Annotated in this window: 17 protein-coding genes; 7 read left to right on the forward strand and 10 right to left on the reverse strand. The window is 73.0% G+C overall.

The window, feature by feature from the left end; translation table 11 throughout:
- Positions 1-29: 29 nt before the first annotated feature.
- Complete coding sequence (locus ACE101_RS26140; protein WP_379135993.1) at positions 30-1,535, forward strand: helicase HerA domain-containing protein; 1,506 nt, start codon at positions 30-32, stop codon at positions 1,533-1,535.
- A 31-nt stretch (positions 1,536-1,566) separates the two neighbouring features.
- Here the strand turns inward: ACE101_RS26140 and ACE101_RS26145 are convergent, their stop codons facing one another.
- The 5 genes from ACE101_RS26145 to ubiE all read right to left on the reverse strand — a co-directional run bounded on the left by ACE101_RS26145 (position 1,567) and on the right by ubiE (position 7,092).
- Positions 1,567-1,773, reverse strand: coding sequence for a hypothetical protein (locus ACE101_RS26145; protein ID WP_379135996.1), 207 nt, complete (start codon positions 1,771-1,773; stop codon positions 1,567-1,569).
- Positions 1,774-1,853: 80 nt separating this feature from the next.
- A complete protein-coding gene (gene coaBC / locus ACE101_RS26150; RefSeq protein ID WP_379135999.1) occupies positions 1,854-3,107 on the reverse strand; it encodes a bifunctional phosphopantothenoylcysteine decarboxylase/phosphopantothenate--cysteine ligase CoaBC in 1,254 nt (417 codons plus the stop codon).
- Positions 3,108-3,449: 342 nt separating this feature from the next.
- Positions 3,450-4,697, reverse strand: a complete 1,248-nt coding sequence (locus ACE101_RS26155; RefSeq protein WP_379136002.1) for an ABC transporter substrate-binding protein — start codon at positions 4,695-4,697, stop codon at positions 3,450-3,452.
- A gap of 51 nt (positions 4,698-4,748) precedes the next feature.
- Complete coding sequence (ubiB, locus tag ACE101_RS26160; RefSeq protein ID WP_379136005.1) at positions 4,749-6,302, reverse strand: 2-polyprenylphenol 6-hydroxylase; 1,554 nt, start codon at positions 6,300-6,302, stop codon at positions 4,749-4,751.
- A gap of 31 nt (positions 6,303-6,333) precedes the next feature.
- Entirely contained in the window at positions 6,334-7,092 is a 759-nt protein-coding gene (gene ubiE / locus ACE101_RS26165; protein ID WP_379136008.1) for a bifunctional demethylmenaquinone methyltransferase/2-methoxy-6-polyprenyl-1,4-benzoquinol methylase UbiE, read from the reverse strand.
- Positions 7,093-7,204: 112 nt separating this feature from the next.
- Here ubiE and mutM point away from each other — a divergent pair, with 112 nt between their 5' ends.
- Positions 7,205-8,098 (forward strand): bifunctional DNA-formamidopyrimidine glycosylase/DNA-(apurinic or apyrimidinic site) lyase, encoded by an 894-nt coding sequence (gene mutM / locus ACE101_RS26170; protein WP_379136010.1) that lies wholly within the window; start codon positions 7,205-7,207, stop codon positions 8,096-8,098.
- A 227-nt stretch (positions 8,099-8,325) separates the two neighbouring features.
- On the opposite strand, the gene ACE101_RS26175 is transcribed toward mutM, so the two are convergent.
- On the reverse strand, positions 8,326-9,237 hold the full coding sequence (locus ACE101_RS26175) for a DUF6925 family protein (RefSeq protein WP_379136013.1): 912 nt from the start codon (positions 9,235-9,237) through the stop codon (positions 8,326-8,328).
- 98 nt (positions 9,238-9,335) lie between these two features.
- On the opposite strand from ACE101_RS26175, the gene ACE101_RS26180 reads away from it, so the two are divergent.
- Entirely contained in the window at positions 9,336-10,079 is a 744-nt protein-coding gene (locus tag ACE101_RS26180) for a DUF502 domain-containing protein (RefSeq protein WP_379136015.1), read from the forward strand.
- Between the two features lie 124 nt (positions 10,080-10,203).
- On the opposite strand, the gene ACE101_RS26185 is transcribed toward ACE101_RS26180, so the two are convergent.
- A complete protein-coding gene (locus tag ACE101_RS26185) occupies positions 10,204-11,463 on the reverse strand; it encodes a glycosyltransferase family 4 protein (RefSeq protein WP_379136018.1) in 1,260 nt (419 codons plus the stop codon).
- Positions 11,464-11,778: 315 nt separating this feature from the next.
- Here ACE101_RS26185 and ACE101_RS26190 point away from each other — a divergent pair, with 315 nt between their 5' ends.
- The 4 genes from ACE101_RS26190 (at position 11,779) to ACE101_RS26205 (ending at position 15,074) form a co-directional block, all read left to right on the forward strand.
- Positions 11,779-12,933, forward strand: a complete 1,155-nt coding sequence (locus ACE101_RS26190; RefSeq protein ID WP_379136020.1) for an aminotransferase class V-fold PLP-dependent enzyme — start codon at positions 11,779-11,781, stop codon at positions 12,931-12,933.
- A 12-nt stretch (positions 12,934-12,945) separates the two neighbouring features.
- Positions 12,946-13,629 (forward strand): HD domain-containing protein, encoded by a 684-nt coding sequence (locus ACE101_RS26195; protein WP_379136023.1) that lies wholly within the window; start codon positions 12,946-12,948, stop codon positions 13,627-13,629.
- A 139-nt stretch (positions 13,630-13,768) separates the two neighbouring features.
- Positions 13,769-14,188: a cupin domain-containing protein gene (locus ACE101_RS26200; protein ID WP_379136026.1), complete on the forward strand. Its 420-nt coding sequence runs from the start codon at positions 13,769-13,771 to the stop codon at positions 14,186-14,188.
- A gap of 526 nt (positions 14,189-14,714) precedes the next feature.
- The gene (locus ACE101_RS26205) at positions 14,715-15,074 is read left to right on the forward strand and encodes a cupin domain-containing protein (protein ID WP_379136029.1); all 360 of its coding nucleotides are present in this window, start codon (positions 14,715-14,717) and stop codon (positions 15,072-15,074) included.
- On the opposite strand, the gene ACE101_RS26210 is transcribed toward ACE101_RS26205, so the two are convergent.
- Genes ACE101_RS26210 through metG form a run of 3 tightly spaced genes read right to left on the reverse strand, consistent with a single transcriptional unit; the run spans position 15,041 to position 18,218 of the window.
- Positions 15,041-15,847: an MBL fold metallo-hydrolase gene (locus ACE101_RS26210; RefSeq protein WP_379136031.1), complete on the reverse strand. Its 807-nt coding sequence runs from the start codon at positions 15,845-15,847 to the stop codon at positions 15,041-15,043. The two genes, ACE101_RS26205 and ACE101_RS26210, sit on opposite strands and share 34 nt — an antisense overlap.
- Positions 15,848-15,857: 10 nt before the next feature.
- Positions 15,858-16,664, reverse strand: coding sequence for a TatD family hydrolase (locus ACE101_RS26215; RefSeq protein ID WP_379136034.1), 807 nt, complete (start codon positions 16,662-16,664; stop codon positions 15,858-15,860).
- Positions 16,665-16,670: 6 nt separating this feature from the next.
- On the reverse strand, positions 16,671-18,218 hold the full coding sequence (gene metG, locus ACE101_RS26220) for a methionine--tRNA ligase (protein WP_379136037.1): 1,548 nt from the start codon (positions 18,216-18,218) through the stop codon (positions 16,671-16,673).
- Positions 18,219-18,241: the final 23 nt, after the last annotated feature.

The following is an 18,241-nucleotide window of genomic DNA, read 5'->3' on the forward strand; positions in this document are numbered from 1 at the left end:
GATCGGGTTCGGGTGACCGCGGAGCCGTGATGACGATCAGCGTGGAGATGGGAGCGGCGGCCGGGAACCAGCCTGCCTCCCTCGATCTGGAGGAACTCCTCGCCACCCGCCTCCTCGTCCAGGGCAATTCGGGTTCGGGCAAGTCGCACCTGCTGCGGCGCCTCCTGGAGCAGAGCGCCCCTCACGTGCAGCAGGTGGTGATCGACCCCGAGGGCGACTTCGTCACCCTGGCCGACCGCTACGGCCACGTGGTGGTGGACGGCTCGCACGGGGAAGCGGACCTGCAGCGCATCGCCGCGCGGGTGCGCGCCCACCGGGTCTCGGTGGTGCTGACCCTGGAGAGCCTGGACGTCGAGGCGCAGATGCGCGCCGCCGCCGCCTTCCTCGGCGGCCTGTTCGATGCCGAGCGCGACCATTGGTACCCGGTCCTCGTGGTGGTGGACGAGGCGCAGCTCTTCGCTCCCGCGGCTGCCGGCGAGGTCTCGGACGAGGCCCGCAAGGCGTCGCTCGGCGCCATGACCAACCTGATGTGCCGGGGCCGCAAGCGCGGGCTCGCCGGGGTCATCGCCACCCAGCGCCTCGCCAAGCTCGCCAAGAACGTGGCCGCGGAAGCCTCGAACTTCCTGATGGGCCGCACCTTCCTCGACATCGACATGGCCCGCGCCGCCGATCTCCTCGGCCTGGAGCGCCGTCAGGCCGAGAGCTTCCGCGATCTGGAACGCGGCTCCTTCGTGGCCCTCGGGCCGGCGCTGGCCAAGCGCCCGCTCACCCTGCGCATCGGTGCGGTCGAGACCGCGCCGCGCTCGACGAGCCCCAAGCTCGTGCCGCTGCCCGCCCCCGCCGCCGAGGACCTGCGCGACCTGATCCTGACGCCCGCCGCCGGCGAGCCCGTGCGGATGCCGAGCCCCCGCCCGGTCCCGCCGCCGCGCTCATCGCCGGCCGACCTGCTCCAGCAATTGGCGCAGGCCCGCCCGGTGCAGCCGGAGCCCGAGGAGGTGCCGGCCCTCACCCGGGAGGAGCGCGAGGCGGCCCTCGCCGCGATCCTGCACGAGATCGCGGCCGATCCCGACGCGGGCCATCACACGATCGCGGTGCTCTACCAGGATTTCCTCGTGCGCTGCCGGATGCGCCGGGTCGGCGAGCCCCTCGACCTGCCGGCCTTCCGGCGCCGGCTCGCGGTGGCGCGGGCGGGGCTCGATGCGGGAGCCGCGGAGGAGGGCGAGGCCGACGCGGTGCTCGACGCCTGCGCCACCCTGCCGGAGGAGGTGCAGGGACTGTTCCTGCTCATCGCCCGCGCGGCCCGCAGCGGCGCCCCGTGCCCGTCCGACGATGCGCTCGCCCGGGCCATCGGCTCGCGCTCGCCCGGCCGGGCGCGGCGGCTGCTCGCCTTCGTGGAGAGCCGGGGCGCCGTCGTCTGCCGCACGGATTTCCGCGGCAACCGCATCGTGGCGATCCCGAGCCTCGGCTGCGAGACCGGCCCCGGCGACCCGAAGGCCGCCCCGGCCGAGCTGACGGGGCTGTTCGCGGCGGAGTAGCGTCACCCGGATCGCCGGCGAACCCGCAGCGTCAGTGCCGGCGTTCGCAGAGGGTCTTCACGTAGGTGCTGCGGTCCTCGCTGCGGCCGGCGCCCGCCACCATCGTCGGTCCCATCAGCAGGCATTCCTGGGGCGAATGCGCCGGGGCCGTGATCACGTCCTGCGCGGTCTCGCGGGTGCAGTCCTTGGCGGCGAGGGTGGAGGCGCAGACGAGCGCCACGACGAGGATGACGGGCATGACACCTCCGGTCGGCATGAATCCGGAAATCTAATGCCGCAAGCGCCGGCTCCAAGCATCGGTTCCTGCGCTATAATGCATCATCCTCCGACATCCGTCGCGGGCGCCGCGATCTCGGCCAGCCGCGCGACGAGGCGCCGGGCGACCTCCTCCTTGCCGAGGGTGGGCCACGTCTCGACCGCGCCGTCGCGGCCGATCAGCAGCACGGTGTTGCGGTCGCCGCCCATCACCCCGGTGGCCGCCGAGACGTCGTTGGCGACGATGAGGTCGCAGCCCTTGCGGGCGATCTTGGCGCGGGCGTGCGCGACCACGTTGTGGGTCTCGGCCGCGAAGCCGACCACCAGGGGCGGGCGGTTCCCGGCCATCCGCGACACCGTCGCCAGGATGTCGGGGTTCTCGACGAGGGCGATGCCGGGCGGGCCGTCCGGTCCCTTCTTGATCTTCTCGTCGGTCGCGGCGGCGGGGCGCCAGTCGGCGACGGCGGCGGCGAAGACCGCGATCTCGGCGGGGAGCGCCGCCTCGACGGCGGCGAGCATGGCGCGCGCGGTCTCGACCCGCACCACGCTCACGCCGGGCGGGTCGGGGAGGGCGACCGGGCCGGAGACCAGCGTCACCCGGGCGCCGGCCTCCGCGGCGGCCTGCGCGATGGCGTGACCCTGCTTGCCCGAGGAGCGGTTGGCGATGTAGCGCACCGGGTCGATGGGCTCGTGGGTCGGCCCCGAGGTGACGAGGACGTGCCGGCCCGCGAGCGGGCCTTGCGCCAGCGGGCCCGTGCCGCGGTCCCGCTCCAGCAGCGCCGCCAGGGCGTCGGCGATCTCGTGCGGCTCGGCCATGCGGCCGGGCCCGGTCTCGGCCTCCGCCATCGCCCCCGCGTTGGGGCCGACCACCGCGACGCCGTCGGCGCGCAGGGTGGCGAGGTTGCGCTGGGTCGCCGGGTGCAGCCACATCCGCACGTTCATGGCCGGGGCGATCAGGATCGGCAGCGTGGTGGCGAGCAGCACCGTGGAGGCGAGGTCGTCCGCGTGGCCGCCGGCCATCCGCGCCATCAGGTTGGCGGTGGCGGGGGCCACCACCACCGCGTCGGCGTTCCGCGCGAGCTTGATGTGGCCGATATCGGCCTCGTCGTCGCGGTCGAACAGGTCGGTATGGGCCCGTTCGCCCGAGAGGGCGGCGGCGGCCAGCGGCGTCACGAAGCCCTGCGCGCCCTTGGTCAGCACGCAGCGCACCGCCGCGCCGCGCTCGCGCAGCCGCCGGATCAGGTCGAGGGCCTTGTAGGCCGCGATGCCGCCCCCGATCACGAGCAGCACCCTGCGGTTCGCCAGGGGAAGGGTCATGGGTGTCTCGGCGAGCGCGCCGGATCCGGATGCGGCGCGGGACACCCCTCTCCCGTGCGGGAGGGGGCAAGGGGAAGGCCCGGACGGCTCCGGTATAATGCACCGGGCGCGGCGTCGGCAGTCATCCGATTTCCGATCGACGGCTCGGCGATGGCCGAGGTCGTCGCCGAGCCATGCGGATCTCGGCTTGCCCAGGTGTGCGCGGAGCAAGGCTCCGCGCCGCGCCGGCTCATGATCCGGTTTCCGGAAGCAACTGTCCGGAAACCGGATCGGACGATCGAACCGTTCCGTCGGATCATCCGGGTCCGCTCGCCGGCCGCGCCGCCATGTGGCGGCGTCCCTTCAGTTCGCCGCCTTCACCAGCGGGCAGTTGCCCTCGGAGAGGGGGCGGAAGGCCTCGTCGCCCGGTACCGTGGCGATGAGCTTGTAGAGGTCCCACTCGCTCTTCGATTCCTTGGGGGTCTTCACCTGCATCAGGTACATGTCGTGCACCATGCGGCCGTCCGCGCGCACCTTGCCGCCCTTGGCGAACATGTCGTCCACCGGCATCTCGCGCATCTTGGCGACGACCGTCAGGGCATCGTCGGTGCCGGCGGCCTGCACGGCCTTCAGGTAATGCCCCACCGCCGAGTAGACGCCCGCCTGGTGCATGGTCGGCATCAGCCCGTAGGCCGCCTTGAAGCGCTGGGCGAAGGCCCGGGTGGCGTCGTCCCGGTCCCAGTAGAAGGCGGTGGTGAGGAGCAGCCCCTGGGCCACCTCGATCCCGAGGCTGTGCACGTCGTCGATGTTGATGAGCAGCGCGAGCAGCGTCTGGCCGCCCTGCACGATGCCGAATTCGTGCGCCTGCTTGATGGCGTTGACGGTGTCGCCGCCCGCATTGGCGAAGGCGATGAGCTTGGCGCCCGACCCCTGCGCCTGGAGGAGGAACGAGGAGAAATCGGCGGTCGCGAAGGGCGCCCGCACGGTCGAGAGCACCTTGCCGCCCGAGCGCTTCACCTCCGCGGCGCCGTCGCGCTCCAGCGCGTGGCCGAAGGCGTAATCGGCCGTGACGAAGGCCCAGGTGTCGAGCCCCTTCTTGACCGCGGCGTTCCCCGAGACGTGCGAGAGCGCGTAGGTGTCGTAGGTCCAGTGCAGGCCGGTGGGCGAGCAGGCGGGCCCGGTGAGGTCCGAGGTGCCGCCGCCCGACACGATCAGCATCTTGCCCTTCTCCTTGGCGATCTGCTGGACGGCGAGCGCCACCGAGGAGGTCGGCACGTCGAGGATCACGTCGACGCCCTCGCGGTCGTACCATTGCCGGGCGATGTTGGAGCCGATGTCGGGCTTGTTCTGGTGGTCGGCGGAGACGACCTCGATCGGCTTGCCCTGGAGCGTCCCGCCGAAATCCTTCACCGCCATCTCGGCGGCGATGGCCGAGCCGCGGCCGGTGGAATCGGCATAGACGCTCGACATGTCGGTGAGCACGGCGATCTTGACCTTGCCGTCGCTGAGCTGGGGCTCGGCCGCCGCGGCGGTCCCGGCAAGCGCGAGGGCGGCAACGGACGCGAGAAGGCCGCGGACGAGGGCGTGCGTCCGCCGGTGGCGTGAAGGCATCAGGCGTGTCTCCCGGGCGTATCGTTGGGGCGTTATCGTTGGTCCTGGTGCTCAGCGCAGGGCGAGCAACAGAACCGCGCCCGCGATGGCCCAGAGCCCCAGCGTAGACCAGATGGCCCGCCGCGTCTCGGCCCGAAGCCGCCGGTCGAGACGGGCGCCCTCGCGCGGGGCCGACTCGTCGAGGCGGACCAGGATGCGCTTGACGCGCTGCGCCAGGTCCGGCGCGTCGGTGATCACGTCGGCGAGCGTCAGCGCCGCGCGGCCCGCCTGCTCCACCCGGCCGATCGGCCCGAGATTGCGCGCGAGCCACGTGCGCACCACCGGCTCGGCGGTGCTCCACATGTCGAGGCGCGGATCGAGGGAGCGGGCGACGCCTTCCACCACCACCATGGTCTTCTGGAGCATCACCAGCTCGGTGCGGGTGCTCATGTCGAAGAGCGCGGTGACGTCGAAGAGCAGGGTGAGCACCTTGGCCATCGAGATCTCGTCGGCCCGGCGCTGGTGGATCGGCTCGCCGATGGCGCGGATCGCCTGGGCGAAATCGTCGACGGAATGGTGGGAGGGCACGTAGCCCGCCTCGAAATGCACCTCCGCCACGCGCCGGTAGTCGCGCAGGATGAAGCCGAGCAGGATCTCTGCGAGGAAGCGGCGCTCCTTGATCCCGAGCCGCCCCATGATGCCGAAATCCACCGCGGCGAGCCGCCCCGACGGATCCACGAACAGGTTCCCGGGATGCATGTCGGCGTGGAAGAAGCCGTCCCGGATGGCGTGGCGCAGGAAGGACTGGATCACCGTGCGCCCGAGCGCCGCCACGTCGTGGCCCGCCGCCACGATGGCGGGCCGGTCGTTGAGGCGGAAGCCGTCGATCCACTCGCTCACCAGCACGTCGCGGCCGGTGAGTTCCCAGACCGGGGCGGGCACCCGGAAATCGGTGTCGTCCTTGATGTTCTCGGCGAATTCCGAGAGGGCGGCGGCCTCCAGCCGCAGGTCCATCTCCATGGCGACGGAGCGGGCGAGCGTTTCCACCACCTCGCGCGGGCGCAGCCGCTCGGCCTCGGGGCGCAGGGCCTCCACGAAGCGGGCCATGAAGCGCATGGCCTGGATGTCGCGGGCGAAGCGCTCGCGCACGCCCGGCCGCATCACCTTCACGGCGACCATGCGCTCGGCGCCGGTGGCGTCGCGCAGGCGCGCCTGATGCACCTGCGCGATGGAGGCCGCCGCGATGGGCGGGCTGAAGGACAGGAAGAGCTCGCCGATCGGCCGCCCCAGCGTCTCCTCGATGCTCGCGACCGCCACCGCCTGCGGGAAGGGCGGCACCCGGTCCTGCAACTGCTCCAGGTCGCGGGCCGCCGCCACGCCGACGATGTCGGGCCGCGTCGCCAGGAACTGGCCGACCTTGACGTAGGAGGGCCCGAGCCGGGTGAGCGCCTTGGGCAGCCGGGCGGCGTTGCCGAGGCCGCGGCGCTCCAGCCGGCGGCCGAGCCGCAGGAAGGCGCGCAGGTGCGGGGGCAGGGCGGCGGCGTCGACGAAGGCGAGCGCGCCCTCGCGCGCCAGCACCCAGCCGACCTCGATGCCGCGCAGGAGGTGGATGACCGCGCTCAGCAAGGCCGGCGGCCTCCCTGCGGGACGGGGGCCGTCACGCGATCTTCCAGCCGGAATGGATGGCGCAGATGCCGCCGGAGAGCGGCCGGTGCGTGACCCGGGCGAAGCCCGCCTCCTCGATCATGCCGGAGAAGGCTCCGGGCGTCGGGAAGCGGCGGATCGATTCGACGAGGTAGCGGTAGGATTCCTTGTCGCCCGCCACCAATTCGCCGAGGCGCGGGATCACCCGGAACGAGTAGAGGTCGTAGATCCGGTCGAGGCCCGGCACGTCGACATGGGAGAATTCGAGGCACAGGAAGCGCCCGCCGGGCTGCAGCACCCGGTAGGCCTCCGCCAGCGCCCGGTCGATGCGCGGCACGTTCCGGATGCCGAAGGCGATGGTGTAGGCGTCGAAGGTGGTGTCGGGCAGGGGCAGCGCCTCGGCGTTGCCGGCCACGAAGTCGATGCGTCCCGGGAAGCGGTCGCCCGCCCGCTCGCGCCCCACCATGAGCATGGCGTCGTTGATGTCGAGCACGGTGACGTGGGTGTCCGGCCCGCCCGCCGCCAGCGTCCGGAAGGCGATGTCGCCGGTGCCGCCCGCCACGTCGAGATGCCGGAACGGCCGCGTGCGCGAGGGCCGCAGGGTCGAGATCAGCGCGCTCTTCCAGGCCCGATGCAGGCCCCCCGACATCAGGTCGTTCATCAGGTCGTAGCGCCGGGCGACCGAGCGGAAGACCGCGTTGACGCGCCCCTGCTTCTCGTCGAGGGGTACGCGTGAGAAGCCGAAATCGGTGCTGGTCTCGTCGGCGGCCATCGGTCCCTCCTGCGGTGGCCTCCATAGCGGGTGAGCGGCGGAATCACCATCTGCGGACAAGCCTTCCGGGTGCGGTTCTTCGCGCAGCCGCCCCGCCGCCCGTCGGAGTCCCATGCCCGAACTGCCCGAAGTCGAGACCGTGCGCCGGGGCCTCGAACCCGCCCTCGTCGGTGCCCGCTTCACCGACATCCACCTCGCCCGCCCGTCCCTGCGCTTCCCGCTCCCCGAGCGCTTCGCCGCGCGCCTCGCCGGGCAGCGGGTCGAGGCGCTGTCGCGACGCGCCAAGTACCTCGTGGCGGATCTCTCCTCGGGGGAGGCGCTGATCATGCATCTGGGCATGAGCGGGCGCTTCGACGTGGTGCTGGCGGACGGGCGCCAGCTCTCGCCCGGCGAGTTCTACCTCGAGGGCGCGCAGGGCCAGTCCAAGCACGACCACGTCCGCTTCGCGTTCTCGAACGGGGCGCGGGTCACCTACAACGACGTGCGCCGCTTCGGCTTCATGGACCTCGTGCCGGCCGCCGATCTCGCCACCTGCCGCCACTTCGCCGGCATGGGCATCGAGCCCCTCGGCAACGAACTCTCGGGCGAGACCGTGGCGCGGCTCTTCCGGGGGCGGCGCACGCCGCTCAAGGCGGCGCTTCTCGATCAGCGCCTGATCGCGGGACTCGGCAACATCTACGTCTGCGAGGCCCTGCACCGGGCGGGCCTGCATCCCGAGACGCCGGCCGGCGCCCTCGCGGATGCGGCCGGCCGCCCGACCCGCGCGGCCAAGCGCCTGGCCGAGGTGATCCGCGACGTGCTCACCGAGGCGGTGGCGGCGGGGGGCTCGACCCTGCGCGACTACGCCCACACGGACGGGACCAGGGGCGCGTTCCAGCACAGGTTCCGGGTCTACGACCGGGAGGGGCTCGCCTGCACCGCCCGGGGCTGCCGCGGGGTGGTGCGACGCATGGTGCAGTCGGGCCGCTCGACCTTCTATTGCGAGACCTGCCAACCGGCGCGCTGAGGCCCGACTCGTCCGTGTGCGCTCTCGCACATGGGCCCGGCGGGTTTCGGATTAGGTTCTCTCCCGCAGGACGCGATGGCGTCGTGGTCCTGCAGCCCTCTTTGGGCGTTTCCTCCCTAGACTTCGGCCGCCCCGCAAGGGCGGCCTTTCTTTTGGCCGGGATCCGCACCGGCTGGAGCATGTCCCGACGAAGCGGGTCCCGGTTCGTCGTAGAAAATGGGTCACGATCAAAGACCTAGAGCCTCGCCCGGTCGCCACGGGATCGGGCGAGGCTCTAGGCCGGCCTGCGCCCGGGCGACGCGCGCTACTGCGCGGGCGGCCCGGCTGTCCAGCGGCCCGGGATCCGCGCCCGCCAGGACGCGGCGCTTGAGCGCCACGAGGTCCGGATCGCCCCAGGTCTCCAGCAGCGCCTGGAAGGCCGCGTGGCGGGCGGGGTCGAACCGGCCCCCGGCACCGGGATGCGGGGGCTGAAGCATCACGACCGGCACGAGGCCCTGCGGGATCGGAGCCGTGGCCGCGTGACCGCGCCGCAGGCGCAGGAGCTTCGGCAGGATCTGGAGGCGCGCGCCCGTGGAGCCGGGCGCGGCCTCGGCGCGGTGGCCCGCCGCCAGCACCACCCGGTCGCAGGGGAGGGCGAGAAGGCCGGCGAGGCGCGCCTCGTCGTCGCGGAGGGACAGGCCGCGGGCCGCCCGCAGGGCCGCGAGGCTCGCCGGATCGGCGCCGCGCAGGCACAGGCGCGCGGGGCCGGGACCGGAGCCGAGGCCGAGATCGAACAGGATCCCCGTGCGGTCGCGGGGGCGGACGGCGCCGGCATCCGGGCCGATCTCCGTCACCCGGTCGGGCGGGACGTCCCCGCCCTCCGCCGCGACGCAGAGCGCGACCGCGTGGCTCCAGGCCGCGCCGCCGAGCGCGGTCTCGTAGGCAACCGGGCGGAGGCCCGACACGTCCCCGAAGGCGAGAGCGCCCGTCGCGGTCGTGAAACCGAGCCGGCCCAGCAGGGGCTCGGCCGATCCGGTTTCGTCCCGCGCGATCGCGATGGCGGCCCCGTAGGCGCCGAGGCTCCAGGTCGTGGCGGGATCGGCGAGGGCCGCCGCGACGAGAGCCCGGACGGCGGAGGCCGCGGAATGCGCGCCGCTCATCGGCCGCTGCCTTGAGCGCGGCGCAGCAAACCGCTACCTGTGCGCGGGCAGGGGGCGCCTGCGCTGGTGAGGGCGAGAGCGTGCAGGATCCGTCGCCGTTGATCCACGAGCCCGACTCCGGCGCGCGCAAGCGGGTCAGCATCCGCGGCCGCCTGCGCAACTACTTCTTCACCGGCGTCATCGTCGCCGGGCCTCTGGCCATCACCATCTACATCACGTGGTGGTGCATCAGCCTGATCGACGGCTGGGTCAAGCCGTGGGTGCCGACGACCTACCTGCCGGACCATTACCTGCCTTTCAACATCCCGGGGCTCGGCCTGCTGATCGCCTTCGTGGCGCTCACCCTGCTCGGCGCCTTCACGGCGAATCTCGTCGGGCGCTCGGTGGTGGAGTTCGGCGAGGTGCTGCTCGCCCGCACGCCGGTGATCTCGGGTCTCTACCGGGGCCTGCGGCAGGTCTTCGAGACGCTGTTCTCCACGAGCGGCACCTCCTTCCGCACCGTCGGCCTGGTGGAATTCCCCGTGAAGGGCACGTGGTCGGTGGTGTTCCTGTCGGCACCGGCCGGGCCGGACGTGCAGGCGGCGCTGCCGCCGAACGGCGAATACGTCGGCGTGTTCCTGCCCTGCGCCCCGAACCCGACCACCGGCTTCTTCTTCTACCTGCCGCGCTCCGAGGTGATCGAGGTGCCGATCAGCGTCGACGACGCGGCCAAGCTCGTGATGTCGGCCGGCGTGATCCAGCCGGAGGATCCGCAGACCCGGCTGCAGGCCATGGCGGCGGGTCTGCGCGTGGCGCAGGTGGGCCCCGTCGAGATGCCCGCCCGGGACAAGCAGGACGCCTGAACCCGGCGCGCTCCGAAGCAGACCTGAATCGGGCCATTCCGCCGAGGTCCCTGGTTTCGCATCATGGGCACCGCCGAACCGGGGACCGCTTCGGCACCGGCTGCTTCGGCCGGCGGCATGATGCTTAGCGGTCGGGTCCCGCGCGGCGCAGGGCCTTCTCGGCCGCGATGCGGCGGGCGAGGTCGAGGTAGCGCTGGCTGATGGAGCCCCAGGCGTAGCGCTCGGCCGTGGCGCGGGCGCCGGCCCGCAGGGCGGCGACGCGCTCCGGAACGGACAGGGCCCGCCCGATCACGGCCGCCACGTGGGTGGCCTGCGGCCTCACGAAATGCCCGTTCAGGCCCTCGACGAGGTAATCCTCGATGCCGCCGACGCCAGTCGCGAAGACCAGGATCCCGGCCGCCATCGCCTCCATGCAGACGAGCGAGAAGGTCTCGTAGCTCGACGGGTGCACCAGCGCGTCCGCCGCCGCGTAGAAGGCCGGCACGTCGGAGCGGGAGCCGGCGAAGATCACGTCCCGGGCCCGCGCCCCCGCGAGGTCGCGATAGGGGCCGGGATTGTCGGAGCCGACCACCAGGATCCGGTATTCGGGGCCGAGCAGCGGGAGTGCGCCGACGAGATGGGCGAGGCCCTTGCGGCCGAATTCGTGGCCGACGAAGAGCAGCACCTTCGCCTCGGCCGGGATGCCGAACTCGGCCCGGATCGCCCGGCCGGCCTCCGCGGAGGCGCTGAAGCGCCCGAGATCGATCCCGTTCGGGATCACCTCGATCCGCCCGGCCGGCACGCCGTAATGCGCCTGCAACTCGGTGGCGACGCGCCGGGACACGGCGACGTAGCGGGCGTAGCGCAGGCCGCCGATCATCCGGCGGTCGCGCAGGGCGACGAACAGGTGCAGGGGGTTGAGGCGCCAGCGCCACTCGCCTCCGCGGCGCTTCTCCTCCAGGTTCTGGGCGTTCACCGCGTGCACGACGAGGACGTCGCCCGCGAGGCTGTCGCCGTGGCTGATCACGACCGCGGCGGCGTGGCGCCGCAGCCGCGCGCTCGCCGCCAGGGTGAAGGCCGGCACCACGAGGAGCCGGCCGAGATAGCGCAGCAGCCCCCGCGTCGGAATGCGCGAGAGCCAGGCCGCCGCCGGCTCGACGGTCACGCCGGGCGCCACCGGGCCGCCGACCCGGTTCGCGATGACCCGGTTCGGCACGCCCGCCCGCGCGAAGTTGTGCGCGAGTTCCCACGACACCGTCTCGGCCCCGCCGTGCAGGCTGAATTCCGGGATCACCTGCACGATCTCGGGCGCGGGCTCCGCGGCGGGAGGCGGCTCGTCCCGCTCCGGGACGCCGTGCCGAAGCGGGAGATCCGGTGCGGCTTGCTGAGGGGCGTGGGGGGACATGCGCTGGCTCCAGCCGGTCGATCGCTTCCGTTCCGTTCCGTTCCGGGACGGGCAGGGTGGCGATCGCCGTCGCCCTGCAAGTTAGAGGACTTTGGGGAAGCGGGCAGCGAACAAGACCGCGTCTCGGTAGTCGACACGGATCTCCTCGAGGGTCACGGCGGCCGGCGGAAAGAGCCTCCCGCGGGGGCATCCTCCTGCGCGAGAACAGCGCCCGATCACGTTGCCATCGGGCGCTGCTCCAGGTCTCTGATTGTGCCGCATTGTCTGCGACGAACCGGGATCCACTTCGTCGGACAATGCGCTAAGCTCGGCCCCATGCGCAAGACCGAGCCGCTCGCCTGCCAGCGCCACCTCTTCGAGGTGCCCGATTCCGTCAGCTACCTGGATGCCGCCGCCTGGGCCTGCGTCCCGCGGGCGGTTCGCGCGGCCGGCGAGGCCGGCATGCTCGTGAAGAGCCGGCCCTGGTCGCATCCCCGCAGCGAGGCCGCGGCCTGGGCGGAGCGGGCCCGCTCGGCGGCTGCCGCCCTGATCGGCGCCCGCCCGGACGACGTCGCGATCGTCGGCTCGATCAGTCACGCCATCGCCACCGCGGCCCGCAACCTCGCGCCGCCGCCGGGCCACCGCATCCTGCGCATCGCCGACGAGTTTCCCTCCCAGTGCTACGCCTGGGACCGGCTGGCGGCGGAGCGCGGGCTCGTCCTCGACATCGTGCCGCGTCCCGCGGACGGCGACTGGACGCGAGCGCTGCTCGCCGCCATCGCCCCCCCGGGCGCGCCGCCCCTCGGCATCGCCGCGCTGACGCCCCTGCACTGGGCGGACGGGACCGTGATCGACCTCGATCGCCTCGCGCCCGCGATCCGCTCCGCGGGCGCCGCGCTGGTGGTGGACGCCACCCAGGCGGCGGGCGCGATGCCGATCGACGTCGCCGCGCTCCGGCCCGACTTCCTGGCCTTCCCGACCTACAAATGGGCGCTCGGCCCCTACAGCCTCGCCTTCCTGTACGCGGCGCCCCACCGGCAGGCGGGCGAGCCGCTGGAGGAGAACGAGGGCAACCGCCCGCCCGCCGCGGGGGCGCGGCGCTACGACCGGGGCGAGCGGAACGATCCCATCGCCCTGCCCATGGCCGCCACCGGGATGGAACTCCTCGCCGGCTGGGGAACGGCGGCGGTCGCGGCGCGCCTGCGCGGCCTCACCGACCTCCTGGCGGAGGGCGCGACCGAACTCGGCCTCGCCGTCGCGCCGCGGCCGCTGCGGTCGGCCCATATCCTGGGCCTGCGCGTCCCCGGCGACCTGCCCGGGGACCTCGTCGGCCGGCTCCGGGAGCGGCACGTCTTCGTCAGCGCCCGGCTCGGCGGGCTGCGCCTCAGCCCCCATGTCTGGGTCTCGGAGGACGACGTGGCGCGCGCCCTCGCGGAGCTGCGGGCCGCGCTCGGTCGCCGGGGCGCGACCGGCGGTGACGGGCCAGGGTGACGGGGACACCGGATGAGGGCCGTGCGCCCGCCCGCCGCCTTCGCGCCGTTCGAGGACCTCGCGGCGGACCTGCTCCGGCACCTCCCGGACGGGGGCGACGGATCCCACGACCGCGCCCATCTGCACAGGGTCTGGCGCAATGCCCGGGCCATCCGGGCGGAGGAGGGCGGCGATCCCGAGATCCTGGCCGCGGCCTGCCTCCTGCACGACGGCGTCGCCGTGGAGAAGACCTCGCCGCTGCGCCCGCGCGCCTCGCGCCTCGCCGCCGCGCGGGCGGACGATCTCCTCGCCCGGCTGGGCTGGCCGGAGGCGCGCCGGGCGGCGGTGCGCCACGCCATCGAGGCCCACAGCTTCTCGGCCGGCATCCCGCCGGAGACGATCGAGGCGAAGATCCTTCAGGATGCCGACCGGCTCGACGCCATCGGCGCCCTCGGCATCGCCCGCTGCTTCTACACCGCCGGCCGCACGGGAGCCGCGCTCTACGAGGCCGCTGATCCGGCGGCGCGGGGGCGGCCGCTCGACGATGGGCGCTTCGCCCTCGATCACTTCGCCACCAAGCTGCTCCGGCTCGCGGACGGCTTCCAGACCGCGGCGGGCCGGCGGATGGCGCGCGCCCGCCACGCCCGCATGGCGCACTTCCTCGCCGGGTTCCACGAGGAGATCGGCGGGCCGGAGGACGAAACCGCCGGGCCTTGAACATCCCCATGTCACATCCGGCGGGCCGTCCTCGTCATGCTGCCCGACGCGCCCGCGCATCTCGGACCGGCCCGCTTCGTCGATTGGCTCGACCGCCGATCCTGAGATCCATCCGCGGCCCTCACCGGAGAGAACCAGCATGATCGAGAACCTTGCGCGAGCCGTTGCCCTGGGCCTGCTCCTGAGCGGGCCCGCCGCCGCCCACGACGCGCCCGGCCGGGCCGCGACGGTGACGGTGGTGTTCGACCACGCGCTGCCGAACGTCCCGGGCAAGAGCCTGCGGGGCGTGATGGTCGCGTACGGGCCGGGCGGCTTCTCGCCGGCCCATACCCATGCGCCGAGCGCCTTCATCAGCGCGACGGTGCTCGAAGGGGCGATCCGCAGCCAAGTCAACGACGGGCCGGAGCGGACCTACCGGGCGGGCGAGACCTTCACGGAGCAGCCGGGCGACCGCCACGGCGTGAGCGCGAATGCGAGCGAGACCGCGCCCGCGCGTCTCCTCGCGGTCTTCGTGGTCGATACGGCCGAGACGGTCCTGACGACGCCGATCAAGCCCTGAGGCGCGGGGAGGCGGGCGAGCATGGCGGCTCGCCCGCAGGTGGGACATTCCAACTTTGCGCCAACTTTGCGCCCACAGCCCCGATTCGCATAAGGAAGATTATGGAACAGAACCGGCGCTGGTCGCCGATGCCGCTGATCCGAATTCGCTTCTTCGTGCAAGAATGATACGGTTTCCGGAAGATCACTTTCGGAAACCGTATCACGAGCCCGCGCGGCGCCTGAGCGAGGCCGGTTTCCGCATCGCGAAGCGATCATCCGGAAACCGTATGACATGCATAATGGGGACATGACCGAGCTGCTGGAACAAGCTGTCGAGCGCGTTCGCGCGCTCCCCCCGACCAGCAGGACGAGTTCGCCCGCGTTCTGCTCCGGCTCGCAGGTGACGGCGAGCCGCTTTACCAGCTGACTCCCGAGGAGGAGGCAGACCTGATCGAGGCCGAGATCGCGCGCGGCGAGTTCGCCACGGGCGTGCCGCGCCGGGCCGGCTGTCGCTGACTGCGCCGCCCCGGAGCCACGCCCCCGCCATGCCCGCCCCGACCGCCGACCTCTTCGCCGATTGCGCGCCGCCCGGCACTGCGGACGAGGTCGTCACCGCGATCCTGGCGCGGCCGGGCCTGCGCGTCGAGCGCATCGTCTCGACCGGCCAGGCGAGCCCGCCGGGCTTCTGGTACGACCAGCCGGAGGACGAGTGGGTGCTGCTGCTCGCGGGCGCGGCGGGCCTGTGGATCGAGGGCGAGGCCGAGCCGCGGGTGCTCGGGCCCGGCCATCATCTCCTCCTGCCGGCCCGGTGCCGGCACCGGGTCGAATGGACGAGCCCGGAGGGCCCGACGGTCTGGCTCTGCGTCTTCTGTCAGCCGTCGACCGAGACGGTCAGCCCGTCATAGGCTGGCACCACGCCCTCCGGCAGCCGGCGGCGCAGCGCCGCGTAGTCGAGGTCCGTGTGCAGGTTGGTGAGGATGGCCCGGCGCGGCCGCACCTCCTCGATCAGCGCGAGCGCGTCCGAGACGGAGTAATGCGTCGGGTGCGGGGTGTCCCGCAGGGCGTCGATGATGAGGAGATCGAGGCCTCGCAGATGCGCCTTGGCGGCCTCCGGCATGGTGCTGACGTCGGGCGCGTAGGCCGCATCCGCGAAGCGGAAGCCCAACGCCTCCTCGTTGCCGTGCTCCATCCGGAACGAGGTGGCGGTGACCGGGCCGCCCGGACCCTGGAGGGTGACCGGGAGCGCGTCCGGCAGGTCGTGCAGGTCGAGGATCGGCGGGTACTGGCTGCCCGGCGCGGTCTCGAAGCAGTAGCCGAAGCGCAGCCGGAGCAGCGCCTGCGTGGCCGCGTCGGCATGGACCGGGATGCGCCGCCGCATGTGGATCACCAGCGGGCGCACGTCGTCGATGCCGTGGGTGTGGTCGGCATGGGCGTGGGTGAACAGCACCGCGTCGAGGCGCATCACGCCCGCGTCGAGGAGTTGCTCGCGCAGATCCGGCGAGGTGTCGATCAGCACCGTCGTCGCCTCCGCCGCCGCGCCGCGGCGCTCGACCAGGAGGGAGCAGCGGCGGCGGCGGTTCTTCGGCTCGGCGGGATCGCAGGCGCCCCAGCCGGAGCCGACGCGCGGCACGCCCCCGGAGGAGCCGCAGCCGAGGATGCGGAGCGTGAGCGCGGGCATGGGGCAGACCTCACGAGGCCGTGTCGATGGGCGCGGCGTCGGCCCGCGCGGCCTTGTCGAACAGCCGGTGGAAGTTGGCGGTGGTGAGCCGCGCGAAGGCGTCGGGCGTCATGTCGAGGGTCCGGGCGAGCACCCGGGCGGTCTCGGCGACGTAGGACGGCTCGTTCGGACGGCCGCGATGGGGCTCGGGCGCCAGGAAGGGCGCGTCGGTCTCGACGAGGAGGCGCTCCCGCGGCAGCGCCGCCGCGATCGCCCGCAGCTCCTCCGAGCGGCGGAAGGTCACGATCCCCGAGAAGGAAACGAACAGGCCGAGTTCCACCCCCACCTCCGCGAGGCGCCGCCCGGCCGTGAAGCAGTGCAGCACCGCCCGGAAGGCTCCGCGCGCCATCTCCTCGGTGAGGATCCGCTCGACATCCGCATCCGCCTCGCGGGCGTGGATGACGAGGGGCAGGCCGCTCTCGCGCGCCGCCGCGATGTGGGTGCGGAAGACCCGCTCCTGCACGTCCCGGGGAGCGTTGTCGTAGTGGTGGTCGAGCCCCGCCTCGCCGATCCCGACGCAGCGCGGATGGTGCGAGAGCGCCACGATGTCGGCGGCCGGGACATCCGGCTCCTCGCCCGCCTGATGCGGATGCGTCCCGACCGTGAAGGAGACCTCCGGATGCGCCTCGGCGATGGCACGGTAGACCGCGGCCTTGCGCAGGAGAGTCGAGATCGTGACCATGCGGGTCACGCCCGCCGCGCGGGCGCGCTCCAGCAGCTCCGGGATCCGCTCGGCGAGGCCCGGGTAGTCGAGGTGGCAGTGGCTGTCGACCAGCATGCCGCCTCAGGCCTCCGGCTCGACGAAGCGCGGGAAGATCGGGCTCGGCGCCGGCAGCGCCGTGCCGGGGGCGAGCCGCGCCCCCTCCCCGACCGCGGCGAGCCCCCGCGCCGCCTCGGGAACGGCCAGGAGGTCGAGGAGCTTGGCGGCGGCGGCCGGCACGAAGGGCTGCACCAGGATGCCGATGGCCCGCAGGGTCTCGGCGGTGACGTAGAGCACGCTCGCCATCCGGGCCGGATCGGTCTTGCGCAGCGTCCAGGGCTCCTGGGCCGCGAAGTAGCGGTTGGCCTCCGCCACCACGGACCAGATCTCCGCGAGGGCGTGGTGCAGGGCGTAATCCGTCATCGCGGCCCGGGTGGCGGCCGGCAGCGCGTCGGCGGCGGCGAGCATCGCCCGGTCGGCCTCGCTCAGGGCGCCCGGCTCCGGCACCGCGCCGCCGCAATTGCGCGCGATCATGGTCAGCGAGCGCTGGGCGAGGTTGCCGAGGTCGTTGGCGAGGTCCGCGTTGGTGCGGTTGACGATCGCCTCGTGCGAGTAGTTGCCGTCCTGGCCGAAGGGCACCTCGCGCAGCACGAAGTAGCGCAGCGGATCGACCCCGTAGACGCCCGCGAGCTCGATCGGGTCCACCACGTTGCCGAGGGACTTCGACATCTTCTCGCCGCGGCTGAGCAGGAAGCCGTGCCCGAACACGCGCTTGGGCAGCGGCACCCCGGCCGACATCAGGAAGGCCGGCCAGTAGACCGCGTGGAAGCGGATGATGTCCTTGCCGATCACGTGCAGGTCGGCCGGCCAGGACAGCCAGCGCGGATCGCCCTCGTCCGGGAAGCCGCACGAGGTGATGTAGTTGGTGAGCGCGTCGACCCAGACATACATCACGTGACCGTCCGCCCCCGGCACCGGGATGCCCCAGTCGAAGGTGGTGCGGCTCACCGAGAGGTCCTGCAGCCCCGAGCGCACGAAGCTCACCACCTCGTTGCGGCGGGTCTCCGGCTCGATGAAGCCGGGATTCCCGGCGTAGTGGGCGAGCAGGCGGTCCGCATAGGCCGAGAGGCGGAAGAAGTAGCTCTCCTCCTCCACCCACTCCACGGGCGTGCCGGTCTTCTCGGCGCGGCGCACGCCGTCGGGGCCGAGCACCAGCTCGGACTCGTCGTAATAGGCCTCGTCGCGGACCGAGTACCAGCCGGAATACTTCGACAGGTAGATGTCGCCGTTCGCCTCCATGCGCCGCCAGAGCGCCTGGGCGGAGGCGACGTGGTCCGGATCGGTGGTGCGGATGAAGCGGTCGAAGGAGCAGTTCAGCGTCTCGGCCATGGCGCGGAAGCGCGGCGCCATCCCGTCCACGAAGGCGCGCGGGGAGACGCCGGCCTTGGCGGCGGTCTGCTGGATCTTCAGCCCGTGCTCGTCCGTGCCGGTGGTGAAGAACACGTCGTAGCCGTCGATGCGCTTGAAGCGCGCGATGGCGTCGGCGGCGATCACCTCGTAGGCGTGGCCGATATGCGGCACCCCGTTCGGATACGAGATCGCCGTGGTGATGGTGAAGCGTTCGCCCGCCACGCGTGGAGTTCCCGGGAAAGGTT

It is taken from the genome of Methylobacterium carpenticola (genome assembly GCF_042748905.1).
GTDB classification, from domain to species: Bacteria; Pseudomonadota; Alphaproteobacteria; order Rhizobiales; family Beijerinckiaceae; genus Methylobacterium; species Methylobacterium carpenticola.

Coding starts and splice junctions, on each gene's coding strand:
- mutM (WP_379136010.1), top strand. CDS start 7,205: ATGCCCGAACTGCCCGAAGTCGAGACCGTGCGCCGGGGCCTCGAACCC.
- ACE101_RS26200 (WP_379136026.1), top strand. CDS start 13,769: ATGATCGAGAACCTTGCGCGAGCCGTTGCCCTGGGCCTGCTCCTGAGC.
- ACE101_RS26185 (WP_379136018.1), bottom strand. CDS start 11,463: ATGTCCCCCCACGCCCCTCAGCAAGCCGCACCGGATCTCCCGCTTCGG.
- ACE101_RS26215 (WP_379136034.1), bottom strand. CDS start 16,664: ATGCTGGTCGACAGCCACTGCCACCTCGACTACCCGGGCCTCGCCGAG.
- ACE101_RS26190 (WP_379136020.1), top strand. CDS start 11,779: ATGCGCAAGACCGAGCCGCTCGCCTGCCAGCGCCACCTCTTCGAGGTG.
- ACE101_RS26175 (WP_379136013.1), bottom strand. CDS start 9,237: ATGAGCGGCGCGCATTCCGCGGCCTCCGCCGTCCGGGCTCTCGTCGCG.
- ubiE (WP_379136008.1), bottom strand. CDS start 7,092: ATGGCCGCCGACGAGACCAGCACCGATTTCGGCTTCTCACGCGTACCC.
- ACE101_RS26140 (WP_379135993.1), top strand. CDS start 30: ATGACGATCAGCGTGGAGATGGGAGCGGCGGCCGGGAACCAGCCTGCC.
- coaBC (WP_379135999.1), bottom strand. CDS start 3,107: ATGACCCTTCCCCTGGCGAACCGCAGGGTGCTGCTCGTGATCGGGGGC.
- ACE101_RS26205 (WP_379136029.1), top strand. CDS start 14,715: ATGCCCGCCCCGACCGCCGACCTCTTCGCCGATTGCGCGCCGCCCGGC.
- ACE101_RS26210 (WP_379136031.1), bottom strand. CDS start 15,847: ATGCCCGCGCTCACGCTCCGCATCCTCGGCTGCGGCTCCTCCGGGGGC.
- ACE101_RS26155 (WP_379136002.1), bottom strand. CDS start 4,697: ATGCCTTCACGCCACCGGCGGACGCACGCCCTCGTCCGCGGCCTTCTC.
- ACE101_RS26195 (WP_379136023.1), top strand. CDS start 12,946: ATGAGGGCCGTGCGCCCGCCCGCCGCCTTCGCGCCGTTCGAGGACCTC.
- ACE101_RS26145 (WP_379135996.1), bottom strand. CDS start 1,773: ATGCCCGTCATCCTCGTCGTGGCGCTCGTCTGCGCCTCCACCCTCGCC.